This is a genomic window from Streptococcus sp. KHUD_018, from assembly GCF_054861215.1.
Window position 1 is genome coordinate 180,099 of the sequence record NZ_CM142176.1, and the last position, 12,343, is coordinate 192,441.

Below are 12,343 nucleotides of genomic sequence, written 5' to 3' on the forward strand. Positions count from 1 at the left end.
CCTTAATTTTCATATGGCATGAAGTTTCCGACTATTTTTCCAATAATACGAGGATCCTCATTGTAGGGTGCAAACCTATCTTTATATTTTGGATTAAGGGAGACTAAACGTAATCCATCAGGTTCACGATAGACCTTTTTAATATACGTTTGACCGTCCCAATCAACGGCATAGAACGCTCCGTCATAATCAAAACCAGTCTCTTTTATGAGGACAACCTCTCCGTTTTGAAACTTAGGTTCCATAGAGTCACCAAAAACCCAAGAGGCAAAATCATGATCTAAATCTTTATTATAAAAAACAGTATCATAGTTTCCGTCGTTAAAATAAGAGTAACCATTACCAGCTGAAAGTTTTTCAAAAACACGGTATTCAAAAAGCTTTTCCTCAAACATAATCACTTTATTATTCTGCTCTTTTAATTGTTCATTAGCAAAGTTCAGAACTTTTTGTTTTCTTGGAGTTGACAACTTTACAACTTTTTCGGTTATTTTTTGAACAAGAGGGGAAGTAGGGATTTTTACTTCTTGAGTTTTATCTTCTATCAAGTCTGATTTATTAACACCGAAATAGTCCGCAAGTAATTCAATTTTCCCTATCCGAGGATAAGTTATACCCTTTAACCAATCTCTTACAGTAGTGTATTTTAATCCTAAATCAGAACAAAGTTTATTTCTATCGATGTCTCTGCTACTCATTAACTTTTCCAAGTTCGCAGAGAAAATTTCTTTACTTTTATTATCGCTCATTTGTATCACTCCTTTATATAGTATATATTACGGCAAAAACGCAAAAAAGTAAAGAAAAAAATAAAAAAATACGATAAAAACGCAAAAAACACTTGACATTGCGGTTTAACCGCATTATAATAGAATCATAGTTGAGTCACTCAATTATAAAAAATCTAGAAAGGACTGTAAGATGCAGAAAATGACTCTTAAAACATTGAGAACTCTAAAAAATTGGAGACAAGCGGATGCAGCCAAGGCTATTGATGTCTCTGTTGATACTTGGGGAAATTGGGAGCGAGGAAAAACAGAACCTACTGTAACACAAGCTTATCAAATTGCTGCTACTTTTGGTGTGTCTATTGATGACATTATTTTTTTACACAGCATTGCGGTTTAACCGCAATTAGTAGGAAGGATTTGAGGAGAAAGAAAAATGGAAATCAAATACATTTATGACAAAACACCTCTTGGATGGGTATGGCAAATTGAAATCGACGGACAAAAACTTTTCTATCCATGCGGAGATATAAAAGGATTGAAAAAATTTGTCAAATCAAACCTTGATTTGTTGGTGGATAAATTGAATAGTACGGACAATTACGGATTAGCCTTTCTTGCTTGTGGATATAACGGGCAAGCACAAAAAGATTTTATTGACTACTGGAAAAAACAAGGAGTAAGCATTTTCTAAATAGGGGGCTGAATGGAAGATAAAATCATTGAACTTGCTGATTACTTTATCAGCGAATCTACAACGTACAGAGAAGCTAAAATAGCGTGTGAGAAGCTATTTAGACAAGTCAGCCATGAAATAGAACTCAGGGCGATGGAAAGTAAGACTTTTTAAACAAAGAAAGCACCTGACGGCAATCAGGCGCATACTAAAACAATTTAAACCATTATATCACAAAAATGTTTGCCCGCATAGTTGAGAGGATGTAAAAAATGGAAGGTATAACGTTACAGTTACGATTAGATGGTGAAAGTGCTGAATTGTTCACGAACCAATTATTGACTTTTGCTGAAAAGCAGGTCAAGGAGCAGTTAGAGAATGATCGCATGCCACTCAATCAACAAGCTTTGATGAAGAAGTTCGGCTTTACTCACGGATATATTAAGAAGTTAGAACGCAAAGGATTAAGATTTCGTAAGCAAGGGAAAGATATTATGTATGATATCAATGATGTTTATGAGATTTTGGAATTAGAGAAAGAAGTACGAAAATTAAGAGCATAAGGAGAACGTAAAATGACAGAACCAACCTTATCAAGCCAATTGCTTGGCTTATTGACTATCTTTATCGGGATCTTCATCCTGATGGTGGTTACGGCTAAAAATGAGAAATCGGATGAGCAAAATGTAGTGGTCATCATTGAAAAAGCAGAAGATTTCAGAGAAGTTGCTCGAAGAAACCTGAGAATTTGTGACAGAAAATCTACATATGACACCCAACCACCTGTCGGACTTCCTTCATCGATTGAGGACGTACCACAAGTTTTTCGGGCATGTATCGAAGACTATGACAGGCTGGCTCAGGACTATCAGGAAGAAGCAAGAAATAATGATCTTCTAAGAAGTCAAAATGCGAATCTCTTAGAAGAAAATGGTCGCTTGCTCTACAAAGAAATGACTTTGGAATCTAGAAGAAATCAACGCAAATGGGGAGCTAGGACATGATTGTTAGTCGTGATATGAGCGAGATGGAAATACGTGTGTTAAACATGATCATGAATTGTGCTACTTTCGATTTGCCCATTCAAGCGAGTGAAATCCGCTTAGAGACCGGACTCTCGAAGCGCAAGCTGGAGGAGATTATCGAAAGTTTGCGTGTGAATTTTAGGCATCCTATAGTAGCTAAGAAGATGAAGCCCAACGGCTATTACTTGCCACGAAGTGAGGAGGAACGACAAGCTGGACTTGCTCCTTATCGCAGACAAATTTTGACCGAGCAAAAAAATATTGCTGCAGTGATGAATGTTGATCTAGAAAAATATTGGGGGAATAGCGCATGAGTGATGATTTTGGAATACTACCTCATGATCTAGTTGCAGAGCAGTCGGTTCTGGGTGCAGTCTTTATCTCACCAGAAACAATGACATCACTAGCAGACGAATTGACTCCAGATGATTTTTACAAGCCTGCAAACAAGATTGTGTTTAAAACAATGTTGTCATTACTTGAAAAAGGTGAGCCAATCGATGCTACTACTATGATTTCTGCCCTTACAAATCAGGGAGAGATCTCAAATATCGGGGGTATAAACTACATTGTCGAGTTGGTAAATTCCACACCGACATCAAAAAATGTAGAGCATTATGCGAAGCTTGTGAAAGAAAAGGCTACGCTCCGAAAGGTAATCGCTGACTTGTCGGATTCGTTATCTAGTGCCTATCAAGGCGATGTATCAATCAGTGATATCATTGCTAAAACTGAAAAGTCCATGCTTGACATCAGCAATCAGAATACAGGTACTGGATTTCGTAATGTGGCTGATATACTTGATACACACATGCAGATGGTCGAGACTCGCTCTCAGACAGATAGAGTTGTGACAGGTCTATCTACTGGATTCGTTGGACTGGACAAGATTACGACTGGTCTTCATGAGGATAATCTCATTATCCTTGCTGCCCGTCCTGCTATGGGTAAGACGGCTCTAGCACTGAATATCGCTCAATATGTCGCTGTAAAAGAGAAGAAGCCTGTTGCTATTTTTTCACTTGAGATGGGGGCGGAAAGCTTGATTGAGCGGATGTTGGCAGCTGAAGGAATGGTAGAAGGCTATCATCTCAAAACTGGGAATCTGAGTGTGGAGGAATGGAGTAGGCTAGTGCATGCTCAAGGAAATCTATATGATGCACCTATTTTTGTTGATGATACGGCTGGTATTCGTATCTCTGAGATACGGTCAAAAGCTCGAAAACTTGCCCAGGAGATGGGAGGGCTTGGAGTCATTATCATTGACTACTTGCAACTGATCACTGGGTCAAAAGGCGAGAATCGTCAGCAGGTAGTTTCTGAGATTTCTAGGGAATTGAAGATACTTGCAAAAGATTTAAAAGTCCCAGTCATTGCCTTATCTCAATTAAGTCGTGCAGTTGAACAGAGACAAGACAAACGGCCGATGTTAGCAGATTTACGAGAGTCTGGCTCGATTGAGCAAGATGCTGATATCGTAGCATTCTTGTATCGTGAGGCCTATTACCAGAAAGAGCAAGCAGACAGTCAAGAAGCGAATAACGTGACGGAGCTGATCCTAGAAAAGAACCGACACGGGAGTCTTGGGACGGTGAAGTTGTATTTTCATAAGGAATACACAAAATTTTCAAGTGTGGAGGAGGTATAACCATGATTAAAAAAAGTGAAGTCACTGGTTTCTTATCGTTTTTCAAATTTCCAAAGCCATTCATCTATGATGAAAAATATAAGACATTGAGTAATAACGCTAAAATGCTCTATATGCTTTTATTTGATAGGTTAGAACTATCTTTAAAAAATGGATGGCATGATAAAGAAGGGAATGTCTTTCAGTATTACACAAATGAACAGTTGATGATTGACTTAAATTGTAATAGCAATAAGACGATTATCAAAATCAAAAAGGAATTAAAAGATGCTGGTCTAATGACGGAAGTCAGACAGGGAATGAACTTACCGAACCGTATTTATCTTGATGCTCTAAACGGAAGTGTAGAAAGTACATTTCAGGAAGTGCAAAAAGTACACATTGGAAGTGTAGAAAATACACTTTCGGAAGTGCAAAAAGTACACACAATCAAGACTGAGAATACTAATACTGAGAATAACAATAATAAATTGTCGATTTGTAAGGAAGTTATTTCTTATCTCAATCTGAAAGCTAAGAAGAATTTCAAGGTAAATACTGCTAGTCATCAAAAGTTTATCAAGGCAAGACTGAAAGAAGGCTATGTCCTTGAAGATTTTAAAAAGGTTGTGGATGTCATGGTAGCGAAGTGGAAAGGTACAGAGTATGAACAGTATCTGCAACCACAAACGCTTTTCGGCAATAAGATGGACAATTATCTGAATCAGCCTATGCCAAAACGCTCTACAATCTTGACTAGTACGGTTGACGAAAGGCTAGGTTTTTAGATGAAGCAGTTTAAACAATTCAAAACTAGAACGGTTCTTGATGATGTCTGTGAAATCCATGGATGCCATCTTTGGTCTGTTAAAATCCCTGTCAAGGGAAAGGTTGAGAAAATCAGTCAATGTCCTGAATGCGAGAAAGAGAATATCCGATGTTTTGAAAAGCAACTGAATATGGAATCTGAAGTTAAAAGCAAGCTATCAGATACTTACGAGGTCTTTGCTCGCGATAGCATCGTTTCAAGCAAGTTGGCCAGCAAGTCACTACATGATTATGAAATTCGAGTTGACATCGATGAAAATGCTATGAATTTCGTGAAGCGTTTGGAGCGTTGCTATGCGAAAGGTGAGACTGGCAATGCTATCATCACTGGTCCGTCTGGTGTTGGTAAGAGTCATCTGACTTATGGCTTTGCTCGGTTTCTCAATGAGCAGTTCAAGTCTTATGATGAACCGAAAAGTGTGCTCTTTGTGTCGGTTGTGACCTTGTTCGACAAGATTCGAGAAAGCTTTGAGTTTGACAATGGATTTTCAGAAGCGAAGATGGTCAAGCTACTTTCTGAGGTTGATTTCCTCTTCTTGGATGACCTTGGGAAAGAGAGTCGAAAAGCTGATACGAAGCGGAATGAATGGGCGCATCAGATATTGTTCAAGATCCTGGATAATCGGACGAATACGATTATCAACACGAATTTGAATAGCGAAGAGATTAAAGAACTTTACTCTGACGATTTTGGGAATGGTGCGCTATCAAGTCGCATCTTTGAGGGAGCAACTGGCAGGTGCTTTGTGTATCCAGCTGGGATGAAGGACAGGAGGTATTGATGTTAGAACTTTAATTCGTCTACAATGGGCACTGCAAGTTTTTCCTCGGAAGTTTTAACAATGTAGATGAACTTATCGAACGAATGAAAGACCATCAATGGGCTTTCTCAGGTATCACAAGACCAAAATTCAAAAAATATATCGGAAAAGACGATGTACGTTTTGATTATGGAGCTGTAGATTGCTATTATTTAGCAACAAAATCAACGTGCCGCGAACCACGTTAAAAGCGAGCTAGAATATGCGTCAGACTTGGACGAATGACGTATAAAGAATTTGCTAGCTCTTGTGTCTTTGAGCCATGAGGGGCAAGAGCTGGATTTTTACAGGTTAGATAAACCATGGAATATAGCAAACAGACAGTGATTGACGGATTGAAACACTCAATCGAAATAACAGAGCAGGAAATCGAGAAGTATTCAAAGCTGTACGATAAACAAGTCGCACAAGGGCGGACTGCTCATCGTGAATTTTTGAAGAAAAGACTAAATAAAATGAAAATGCAATTGAAGGAGTTAGAAGATGATGGAAGATTTAAAGAAAAAAGTTAATGGAGTATACGGCTGGTCGGTAGAAGACGGGAAGTCCAAACCTCCCAAACAAGATTTACCACAAGCTGTGAAAGATCGGGCGGACTATTTCTGGGAAATGACAGAAGATGGCATGACGTTTATGGGAGCGATGGAATGTATTTTCGCGGATGAAAAACCTACAGACTATGATTTGGGTGCTACTAAGGATTGGTTGCCAAAATCTAAGGAGTTTGATGATTGGGTTGGCTATTTACCAGGCATATCTCAGTTAGTTATTGCAGTTTATTTGATTTATGGAGGAAGAGAAGATGAAGCTTGAAGACTTAAACAAAGCTAGAGAAATCAATCAATTGATTAAAGAGTATGAATATTTCTTAGAAGTTAAACGCAAGTGCTGGAATGATCTTATCATTACAAAGAAAGAGATTAATTATATTCTTAAATCAGCTCTTGGATTTCTTTCAAAAGAAATCAGAGCAGATGAGATATTGTCTGGCTTAATCACAGAAGCCATCCAGAATCGAATTGAAATGTTAAAGCAAGAACTTGTTGAATTAGGAGTAGAAATAGGGAATGCGGAAGATGAATAAGCAAGAATTAATTGAGAAAATAAATAATTTACAATATACGCTTTCATGGAATATACCACGTATAAATAAGGAAACCGTTTTAGAGCTAATCGAACAGCTAGACGAACCAGAAAAAGTCACAATTCCGCAGTTTGTGGCGGAATATATAGAATTTAAAAAGAAAAACAACTTCCATGTTTACGGCGCAATGAGAGAAATTGAAGATCATTATGACAAGAAAGTTCCTGATTGGTTTTACGCAAAAAATATTGAAAAATTCTGTCTTGCTTGGATTCTAGGCTATGAGGTAGATAAAGAGAAAAGATATATTGTAACTCTGAAATCAAGTGGTCAAAAGTTGTACTATCACACTGAAGACGAAGATTATATCTTCTCTAGCTACGATGGGGTATTCTACTCAGAATATCATACCAAAACTGAACTAGAAGAAAATGGCATGAGTTGGGTGTTCGATTGCTCAGGGATTGAGATTGAGGAGGTAGAGTGATGGTACAAACGCTTGAAGAAGGAATGAAGAACCAAAGCAAACGCATAAGAATCCCAACGGAAATCAGACCGTTTGATGTGGGTTATCGAATAGTGAACGAATATGGTCAAGCGCTCGCTTTAAGAAATGGAGCAAGTATATTTGCTTTACCTTCGCTGGCTGAAAAAGCTATTAAGAAAGAGTTTAGCAAAAATGACCCAGACTTTGACATTGAGAAGCATTTTGTTGAAGAGGTCGCTATTGTAAATTTAAGTAAATTTCACAGTTATTTTGAGGAGGTTGAGTGATGGTTATCAAGAATTACAAATATGATTATTCAGGTGGCAAAATCTACTACACAATTGATGTTGATGGCTATGAACAAGCCATGGAACACACAAAGACAGAGCACGGAAGTGTGCAAAGAGATGATATTGATGATTTCTTAAGTACGGTTGAGGAATACGACTTTCAAGAAGCTGAGATGATTGAAGCATTCGTTGACTTTCAAAATGATTTGCTCTTATATGGAATTGGCTTTGAATTGAGAAATGAGGTCACAGATTGAAACGAAAAAGCATATCTAAAAGCACTAGGCAAAGAGTTTTAGATAAATATGGCGGTCACTGCGCATATTGTGGCAAGGAATTGGACTTGAAAACTCTGAGAGTAGATCATTTACACCCTCACTATCGAGGTGGAGAAGATAATTTTGATAACTACATGCCTGCTTGTTATCAATGTAATTTCTACAAATCCACCTTTTTGCTAGAGGAGTTTAGAGAACAGATGATGACGCTACATGAACGAATAACCAAGCCATTTATTGCAAGACTTGGTTTAGATTATGGAATTATTGAAATTAAACCCTTTGATGGCAAATTTTATTTTGAGGAGGAGACATGAAAAGATTTATCGCAATTTGGATTGTTCTATCTGCTGGGTTGAATATCTGGCAGATGGACAGGATTCGAGATTTGGAAGAAAAGAAGCCGATGGTTATTTACAAGGCGGATAATGCAGGCGCTGAGATATTCGGTAAGGTCGTCGAGAAAGAACAATTCGGAAAGCTATATACAATCACAATTCGAGATTATGGCATTTTCGTAGTAACGAAAGATTTATATGACAAGGTGAAAGTTGGAGATGAGGTGAGGTTATGAAATTCCTAGATTTATTCGCAGGCATCGGTGGATTTCGTCTTGGAATGGAATCCGCCGGTCATGAATGTATAGGTTTTTGTGAGATTGATAAATTCGCAAGAGCCAGTTATAAAGCTATACACGACACGAAGGGAGAAATTGAATTACATGACATTACAAGAGTCACAGATGAGTCTATTCGAGGAATCGGACGTGTGGACATTATCTGTGGAGGATTTCCGTGCCAGGCTTTCTCAATTGCAGGAAACAGACGAGGTTTTGAAGATTCTCGAGGAACTTTGTTCTTTGAGATTGCTAGGTTCGCATCTATTCTCAGACCTAAATATCTATTGCTTGAGAACGTCAGAGGATTGCTCAACCATGACGGGGGGGCTACATTTGAAACCATCATCCGAACCTTGGACGGACTGGGGTATGATGTGGAATGGCAAGTTCTTAACAGCAAGAATTTTGGAGTGCCACAAAATCGGGAGCGTGTGTTCATTATCGGACATCTTAGAGGACAACGTACCAGAAACGTTTTTCCTCTCAGCGGAGAAAGTCAGTCAATTAGTAGCCAATCAGTCGTAAAAATCGGTAATGTCAACCCATCTGGTATCGGCATGAATGGAGAAGTCTATCAAGCTGACGGCCTAGCTCCTACACTAACAACGAATAAAGGAGAGGGGCAAAAGATAGCTATAAAAAGTAATACCATAAAACAATTTGGGGTATTGCAACCCAATTTTAATCAATGTGGAGTGGTTTACGAAACAGATGGCATCGCACCAACAATCAGAGCCTGTCAAGGCGGAGGACTTGAACCTAAAATCATTCAACGAGGTCATGGTTATAATCAAGGCGGAGAACATGACATCGCTCCTACTTTGACAAGTAATAGCTATCACGAAAACAATGTTTTAAAAATAACAGAGGCAACTTCTCAAGGATACACTGAGGCAACGATTGGCGATAGCGTGAACCTATCACACCCAAACTCTAAGACGCGAAGAGGGCGAGTAGGTAAGCAGAGAGCAAATACTCTCTTGACTGGAGAGAGTCAAGGGGTGGTAGAGCCTGACTTTAGAATTAGAAAGCTAACACCTCGTGAGTGTTGGAGGTTACAAGGTTTTCCTGATTGGGCTTTTGATAAAGCTCAAGAAGTCAATTCTAACAGTCAATTATACAAGCAAGCAGGAAATAGCGTGACAGTCAATGTGATTGCTGCTATCGCAAAAGAATTGGGATGAGGTGAGGTTATAGTTTTCACCTTTAACGAGGATGTAGATATGGCAAATTTTGCACAAGGAACAATTAAACTAAGAGGATATGCAGCAAATATTAAATCGGCTTTAAAATATATGTTTTCAGCTGTTGGAGACATCACAATTGAAGAAGATGCAGATGGTGAGATAATCACTTTTTCTACAACGGACTCTTATTTTTACATCAATGGAACAAAACGTGCTTTTATTGACAATGATAGTTTTAAAATTTTTCTTGATGATGATTTTCTTATCATCGAACTTGATAATTTTGAGCAGGCATGGAGAGCTATCCCAGACGATTACATAAAAATCTCTGATAAATTCAATGTTGACATTAAGATATTCACGTTTGAAATGGGTATGGAATTTACACAAGAAATTGAAATCTCAAAAGGTAAAATTTTAAAAGATATCGTGCGTAAGTATGATAATTACAGATGGGAAGTTCCGTTCAGTAACTTTGGAGGATAAAAATGAACACAATAGATAAAGTCAAACAATGGTTTATAGACTGTGATCTTGAAAACGGAGGAGAATAATGGCTAGAGATATTTTAACCGATTTAGTATTTGAAAATCTACACAAATGCATGGGCATTCCTGATTGGAAAGAATCTGATGAAGTAATCCTTGTTAGCTTAGCCAACAAGGAACAAATAGAGTCAGATGAAAGACATCGCTTAACTGAAAATTGCAGATTTTTTGGCGATCGAATTTGTATCTTCTGTGAACAAGTGAAGAAAAATAATTACATCACGCTACATAAATCTATGTTAGAAAAAATTATTAAGACAATGGGATCATTTAAAGAAACGGAAGAAACGGAGGAAAAATAAGATGAATACAAAAATGAATTTGGAAGAAAAGGTTCAACAGTGGTTTGTTGACCGAAACTTACATGAAGCAAATCCGATCAAACAGTTTTTGAAATTGATGGAAGAGTCAGGAGAATTGTTTGAGGGCATTGCGAAGGATAAATCTGAATTGATTTATGATGCGCTCGGAGACATTCAAGTGGTTTTGATTGGGCTTGAGCAACAAATCAAGAACGGTGCTCAGATTTCAGCAAATCAACAGGAACTTGAATTGCTGCTGATGGTTTCAAGCCTGGGGAATATCGCGCAAAAACTTTATGCTCACATTTGTCACAATGAGACTCAGACACCTCTTATCAAGTCTGATTTGATGTTTCTGGATAGCGTGGTTAGCACTGTTTCATTTTTAAACGGGACAGATGCAGAAAACTGCTTGCAGATTGCGTATGATGCTATCAAAGACCGAAAAGGTAAGATGATTGACGGGGTATTCGTAAAAGAGGAGGATTTGCCAGATGATTCCAAAATTTAGAGGGTGGCACAGGACATGGGAAGAAATGGGCAAAGTCAAAAGAATTCGTTTTGATGACGATGGGAACGTGGCTACCGTTTTGTTTAGAGGAAAAGATTTTGGAGTAAATGAAAAGATTGACGAAATCGAACTCATGCAGTCAACTAGTCTTTGTGACAAGGAAGGTACAGAAGTTTTTGAAGGTGATATCTTACATCATCAGATACAGACAGAATATACCTTTATTGTCAAATATGACAAAGACAAAGGTCGCTGGTACGGTGATGGCCTAAGTCGCACCTATCGGATTAACATCACCAAGGAATTTCTACCGTATTACAAAGTCATTGGAAACATCTACGAAAATAAAGATTTGCTGGAGGTTAAGAATGAGGATTAAAACATCGAATGGCGCAATCGTCAACGTTAACAACATAAAACGAAGTATCACAATCGAAGGAATCGAGCTCGGTTCAGATTGTCAAGCGTTAGTATCTAAGCACCAAGACGGAACAGGTACAATCACATTAGTCTTTGATGGCAAGATTATTTGAAATACGCAAGGAGATTTGAAAGATGCAGCTAAGATTGAAAGAACTTAGAGAGGGCCTTTGTCTCTCTGTAGTACAGATGGCAAAAGAGACAGGTGTTTCACAAAATACAATTCATTTGTATGAGCGAGGTGGATATCCATCTATTAAGCAAATTGAAATGATTACTAAAACCTATGATGTAAACCCTGCTTGGCTTGTAGGGTGGATAGATGACGAAATGATGCCTGCAATCCAGGTAGTTGAAAAAGTAGTCTACAAAGAGAGTCCAACAGCAAGACTGCCAGATTATCACAATAACAATAACGATGGTAAAATTATCAAATGGGTTAAATCCAAAAGATACATGGGAGGTAAGGTTTGGCGATAGATATTAAAAAAAGACTGAAGGCTCTGCCGTATATCGATATCAAAGCGAAGTCAAAACACCAAGAAATCATCAGTTTGAAATCAGGTATTTTACGAGGGCAGCAGTTCGACAGCATGCCAAAATCAAAAAGCAACAAGAATCAAACTGAAGAATTGAATGTGTTGATCATTGACAAATCAGAACAGCTATATAAAGAAATCAAACAAATGTACCACGAACGTGACGAACTCGTTCAAGCGATTGAGTCGCTCGATGATCCAGTGGAAAACATTGTGATGCGTCTACTTTATATTGATGGACTTTCCTGGAAAGAGGTCCAAATTAAGCTAAATTGCAGTCAAGCTACAGTTCAACGCGCAAAACATAAAGCGTTGCTAAAATTATCTAAAAAATATGATAAGAATGATAGCAAATGATAATTTTAACGTGGTA

26 protein-coding genes and 1 pseudogene are annotated in these 12,343 nt (G+C 38.0%); 26 read left to right on the top strand and 1 reads right to left on the bottom strand.

The features are described 5' to 3' along the window. Positions 1–2: 2 nt before the first annotated feature. Positions 3–749, bottom strand: coding sequence for a LexA family transcriptional regulator (locus ACVBD2_RS00995; RefSeq protein ID WP_461685861.1), 747 nt, complete (start codon positions 747–749; stop codon positions 3–5). Positions 750–921: 172 nt separating this feature from the next. Between ACVBD2_RS00995 and ACVBD2_RS01000 the strand changes: the two genes are divergently transcribed. From ACVBD2_RS01000 to ACVBD2_RS01125, 26 genes and pseudogenes are all read left to right on the top strand, one after another. Then, positions 922–1,128: a helix-turn-helix transcriptional regulator gene (locus ACVBD2_RS01000; RefSeq protein ID WP_461685862.1), complete on the top strand. Its 207-nt coding sequence runs from the start codon at positions 922–924 to the stop codon at positions 1,126–1,128. 36 nt (positions 1,129–1,164) lie between these two features. Beyond that, a complete protein-coding gene (locus tag ACVBD2_RS01005) occupies positions 1,165–1,422 on the top strand; it encodes a hypothetical protein (protein WP_461685863.1) in 258 nt (85 codons plus the stop codon). Positions 1,423–1,434: 12 nt separating this feature from the next. Further along, the gene (locus ACVBD2_RS01010; protein ID WP_166736997.1) at positions 1,435–1,578 is read left to right on the top strand and encodes a hypothetical protein; all 144 of its coding nucleotides are present in this window, start codon (positions 1,435–1,437) and stop codon (positions 1,576–1,578) included. A 98-nt stretch (positions 1,579–1,676) separates the two neighbouring features. Continuing rightward, complete coding sequence (locus tag ACVBD2_RS01015) at positions 1,677–1,967, top strand: hypothetical protein (RefSeq protein WP_461685864.1); 291 nt, start codon at positions 1,677–1,679, stop codon at positions 1,965–1,967. A gap of 12 nt (positions 1,968–1,979) precedes the next feature. Next, positions 1,980–2,408 (top strand): hypothetical protein, encoded by a 429-nt coding sequence (locus tag ACVBD2_RS01020; RefSeq protein WP_461685865.1) that lies wholly within the window; start codon positions 1,980–1,982, stop codon positions 2,406–2,408. After that, positions 2,405–2,743, top strand: coding sequence for a hypothetical protein (locus ACVBD2_RS01025; RefSeq protein WP_461685866.1), 339 nt, complete (start codon positions 2,405–2,407; stop codon positions 2,741–2,743). The genes ACVBD2_RS01020 and ACVBD2_RS01025 overlap by 4 nt, the downstream gene beginning before the upstream one ends. Next, on the top strand, positions 2,740–4,077 hold the full coding sequence (gene dnaB, locus ACVBD2_RS01030; protein WP_461685867.1) for a replicative DNA helicase: 1,338 nt from the start codon (positions 2,740–2,742) through the stop codon (positions 4,075–4,077). The genes ACVBD2_RS01025 and dnaB overlap by 4 nt, the downstream gene beginning before the upstream one ends. A 2-nt stretch (positions 4,078–4,079) precedes the next feature. Beyond that, positions 4,080–4,844: a conserved phage C-terminal domain-containing protein gene (locus ACVBD2_RS01035; protein ID WP_461685868.1), complete on the top strand. Its 765-nt coding sequence runs from the start codon at positions 4,080–4,082 to the stop codon at positions 4,842–4,844. Next, positions 4,845–5,666: an ATP-binding protein gene (locus ACVBD2_RS01040; RefSeq protein WP_461685869.1), complete on the top strand. Its 822-nt coding sequence runs from the start codon at positions 4,845–4,847 to the stop codon at positions 5,664–5,666. It begins immediately after the preceding gene. Between the two features lie 14 nt (positions 5,667–5,680). Then, a pseudogene (locus ACVBD2_RS01045) lies at positions 5,681–5,893 on the top strand (hypothetical protein); the annotation flags it as partial. 114 nt (positions 5,894–6,007) lie between these two features. Then, positions 6,008–6,217: a hypothetical protein gene (locus ACVBD2_RS01050; RefSeq protein ID WP_461685870.1), complete on the top strand. Its 210-nt coding sequence runs from the start codon at positions 6,008–6,010 to the stop codon at positions 6,215–6,217. Continuing rightward, entirely contained in the window at positions 6,189–6,518 is a 330-nt protein-coding gene (locus ACVBD2_RS01055) for a hypothetical protein (RefSeq protein ID WP_461685871.1), read from the top strand. Before ACVBD2_RS01050 ends, ACVBD2_RS01055 begins: the two co-directional genes overlap by 29 nt. Continuing rightward, entirely contained in the window at positions 6,508–6,789 is a 282-nt protein-coding gene (locus ACVBD2_RS01060) for a hypothetical protein (protein ID WP_461685872.1), read from the top strand. Before ACVBD2_RS01055 ends, ACVBD2_RS01060 begins: the two co-directional genes overlap by 11 nt. Beyond that, complete coding sequence (locus tag ACVBD2_RS01065; protein ID WP_461685873.1) at positions 6,782–7,276, top strand: DUF1642 domain-containing protein; 495 nt, start codon at positions 6,782–6,784, stop codon at positions 7,274–7,276. The genes ACVBD2_RS01060 and ACVBD2_RS01065 overlap by 8 nt, the downstream gene beginning before the upstream one ends. After that, positions 7,276–7,563, top strand: a complete 288-nt coding sequence (locus tag ACVBD2_RS01070; RefSeq protein ID WP_461685874.1) for a hypothetical protein — start codon at positions 7,276–7,278, stop codon at positions 7,561–7,563. Before ACVBD2_RS01065 ends, ACVBD2_RS01070 begins: the two co-directional genes overlap by 1 nt. Further along, positions 7,563–7,823: a hypothetical protein gene (locus ACVBD2_RS01075; protein WP_461685875.1), complete on the top strand. Its 261-nt coding sequence runs from the start codon at positions 7,563–7,565 to the stop codon at positions 7,821–7,823. The genes ACVBD2_RS01070 and ACVBD2_RS01075 overlap by 1 nt, the downstream gene beginning before the upstream one ends. After that, complete coding sequence (locus ACVBD2_RS01080) at positions 7,820–8,161, top strand: HNH endonuclease (protein ID WP_461685876.1); 342 nt, start codon at positions 7,820–7,822, stop codon at positions 8,159–8,161. The genes ACVBD2_RS01075 and ACVBD2_RS01080 overlap by 4 nt, the downstream gene beginning before the upstream one ends. Beyond that, the gene (locus tag ACVBD2_RS01085; RefSeq protein WP_461685877.1) at positions 8,158–8,418 is read left to right on the top strand and encodes a DUF1372 family protein; all 261 of its coding nucleotides are present in this window, start codon (positions 8,158–8,160) and stop codon (positions 8,416–8,418) included. Before ACVBD2_RS01080 ends, ACVBD2_RS01085 begins: the two co-directional genes overlap by 4 nt. Then, a complete protein-coding gene (locus ACVBD2_RS01090) occupies positions 8,415–9,647 on the top strand; it encodes a DNA cytosine methyltransferase (RefSeq protein ID WP_461685878.1) in 1,233 nt (410 codons plus the stop codon). Before ACVBD2_RS01085 ends, ACVBD2_RS01090 begins: the two co-directional genes overlap by 4 nt. Positions 9,648–9,686: 39 nt before the next feature. Next, complete coding sequence (locus tag ACVBD2_RS01095; RefSeq protein WP_084937016.1) at positions 9,687–10,136, top strand: hypothetical protein; 450 nt, start codon at positions 9,687–9,689, stop codon at positions 10,134–10,136. A gap of 67 nt (positions 10,137–10,203) precedes the next feature. Further along, positions 10,204–10,500, top strand: a complete 297-nt coding sequence (locus ACVBD2_RS01100) for a hypothetical protein (protein WP_461685879.1) — start codon at positions 10,204–10,206, stop codon at positions 10,498–10,500. A gap of 1 nt (position 10,501) precedes the next feature. Further along, positions 10,502–11,011: a MazG-like family protein gene (locus tag ACVBD2_RS01105; protein WP_461685880.1), complete on the top strand. Its 510-nt coding sequence runs from the start codon at positions 10,502–10,504 to the stop codon at positions 11,009–11,011. After that, positions 10,995–11,390 carry a YopX family protein gene (locus ACVBD2_RS01110; RefSeq protein WP_461685881.1) on the top strand — a complete coding sequence of 132 codons (396 nt, stop codon included), beginning with the start codon at positions 10,995–10,997 and terminating at the stop codon, positions 11,388–11,390. The genes ACVBD2_RS01105 and ACVBD2_RS01110 overlap by 17 nt, the downstream gene beginning before the upstream one ends. Then, positions 11,380–11,544 (top strand): hypothetical protein, encoded by a 165-nt coding sequence (locus ACVBD2_RS01115; RefSeq protein WP_461685882.1) that lies wholly within the window; start codon positions 11,380–11,382, stop codon positions 11,542–11,544. The genes ACVBD2_RS01110 and ACVBD2_RS01115 overlap by 11 nt, the downstream gene beginning before the upstream one ends. Positions 11,545–11,566: 22 nt before the next feature. Further along, on the top strand, positions 11,567–11,911 hold the full coding sequence (locus tag ACVBD2_RS01120; RefSeq protein WP_461685883.1) for a helix-turn-helix domain-containing protein: 345 nt from the start codon (positions 11,567–11,569) through the stop codon (positions 11,909–11,911). Continuing rightward, the gene (locus ACVBD2_RS01125) at positions 11,902–12,327 is read left to right on the top strand and encodes a DUF1492 domain-containing protein (RefSeq protein WP_084937025.1); all 426 of its coding nucleotides are present in this window, start codon (positions 11,902–11,904) and stop codon (positions 12,325–12,327) included. Before ACVBD2_RS01120 ends, ACVBD2_RS01125 begins: the two co-directional genes overlap by 10 nt. Positions 12,328–12,343: the final 16 nt, after the last annotated feature.

What these genes read in the sequence shown, in the direction of transcription:
- ACVBD2_RS01115 (WP_461685882.1), top strand. Translation starts at nt 11,380, where the DNA reads ATGAGGATTAAAACATCGAATGGCGCAATCGTCAACGTTAACAACATA.
- ACVBD2_RS01000 (WP_461685862.1), top strand. Translation starts at nt 922, where the DNA reads ATGCAGAAAATGACTCTTAAAACATTGAGAACTCTAAAAAATTGGAGA.
- ACVBD2_RS01050 (WP_461685870.1), top strand. Translation starts at nt 6,008, where the DNA reads ATGGAATATAGCAAACAGACAGTGATTGACGGATTGAAACACTCAATC.
- ACVBD2_RS01095 (WP_084937016.1), top strand. Translation starts at nt 9,687, where the DNA reads ATGGCAAATTTTGCACAAGGAACAATTAAACTAAGAGGATATGCAGCA.
- ACVBD2_RS01065 (WP_461685873.1), top strand. Translation starts at nt 6,782, where the DNA reads ATGAATAAGCAAGAATTAATTGAGAAAATAAATAATTTACAATATACG.
- ACVBD2_RS01015 (WP_461685864.1), top strand. Translation starts at nt 1,677, where the DNA reads ATGGAAGGTATAACGTTACAGTTACGATTAGATGGTGAAAGTGCTGAA.
- ACVBD2_RS01035 (WP_461685868.1), top strand. Translation starts at nt 4,080, where the DNA reads ATGATTAAAAAAAGTGAAGTCACTGGTTTCTTATCGTTTTTCAAATTT.
- ACVBD2_RS01005 (WP_461685863.1), top strand. Translation starts at nt 1,165, where the DNA reads ATGGAAATCAAATACATTTATGACAAAACACCTCTTGGATGGGTATGG.
- ACVBD2_RS01010 (WP_166736997.1), top strand. Translation starts at nt 1,435, where the DNA reads ATGGAAGATAAAATCATTGAACTTGCTGATTACTTTATCAGCGAATCT.
- ACVBD2_RS01075 (WP_461685875.1), top strand. Translation starts at nt 7,563, where the DNA reads ATGGTTATCAAGAATTACAAATATGATTATTCAGGTGGCAAAATCTAC.
- ACVBD2_RS01025 (WP_461685866.1), top strand. Translation starts at nt 2,405, where the DNA reads ATGATTGTTAGTCGTGATATGAGCGAGATGGAAATACGTGTGTTAAAC.
- ACVBD2_RS00995 (WP_461685861.1), bottom strand. Translation starts at nt 749, where the DNA reads ATGAGCGATAATAAAAGTAAAGAAATTTTCTCTGCGAACTTGGAAAAG.
- ACVBD2_RS01090 (WP_461685878.1), top strand. Translation starts at nt 8,415, where the DNA reads ATGAAATTCCTAGATTTATTCGCAGGCATCGGTGGATTTCGTCTTGGA.
- ACVBD2_RS01040 (WP_461685869.1), top strand. Translation starts at nt 4,845, where the DNA reads ATGAAGCAGTTTAAACAATTCAAAACTAGAACGGTTCTTGATGATGTC.
- ACVBD2_RS01020 (WP_461685865.1), top strand. Translation starts at nt 1,980, where the DNA reads ATGACAGAACCAACCTTATCAAGCCAATTGCTTGGCTTATTGACTATC.
- ACVBD2_RS01110 (WP_461685881.1), top strand. Translation starts at nt 10,995, where the DNA reads ATGATTCCAAAATTTAGAGGGTGGCACAGGACATGGGAAGAAATGGGC.
- dnaB (WP_461685867.1), top strand. Translation starts at nt 2,740, where the DNA reads ATGAGTGATGATTTTGGAATACTACCTCATGATCTAGTTGCAGAGCAG.
- ACVBD2_RS01085 (WP_461685877.1), top strand. Translation starts at nt 8,158, where the DNA reads ATGAAAAGATTTATCGCAATTTGGATTGTTCTATCTGCTGGGTTGAAT.
- ACVBD2_RS01070 (WP_461685874.1), top strand. Translation starts at nt 7,276, where the DNA reads ATGGTACAAACGCTTGAAGAAGGAATGAAGAACCAAAGCAAACGCATA.
- ACVBD2_RS01105 (WP_461685880.1), top strand. Translation starts at nt 10,502, where the DNA reads ATGAATACAAAAATGAATTTGGAAGAAAAGGTTCAACAGTGGTTTGTT.
- ACVBD2_RS01055 (WP_461685871.1), top strand. Translation starts at nt 6,189, where the DNA reads ATGATGGAAGATTTAAAGAAAAAAGTTAATGGAGTATACGGCTGGTCG.
- ACVBD2_RS01100 (WP_461685879.1), top strand. Translation starts at nt 10,204, where the DNA reads ATGGCTAGAGATATTTTAACCGATTTAGTATTTGAAAATCTACACAAA.
- ACVBD2_RS01120 (WP_461685883.1), top strand. Translation starts at nt 11,567, where the DNA reads ATGCAGCTAAGATTGAAAGAACTTAGAGAGGGCCTTTGTCTCTCTGTA.
- ACVBD2_RS01060 (WP_461685872.1), top strand. Translation starts at nt 6,508, where the DNA reads ATGAAGCTTGAAGACTTAAACAAAGCTAGAGAAATCAATCAATTGATT.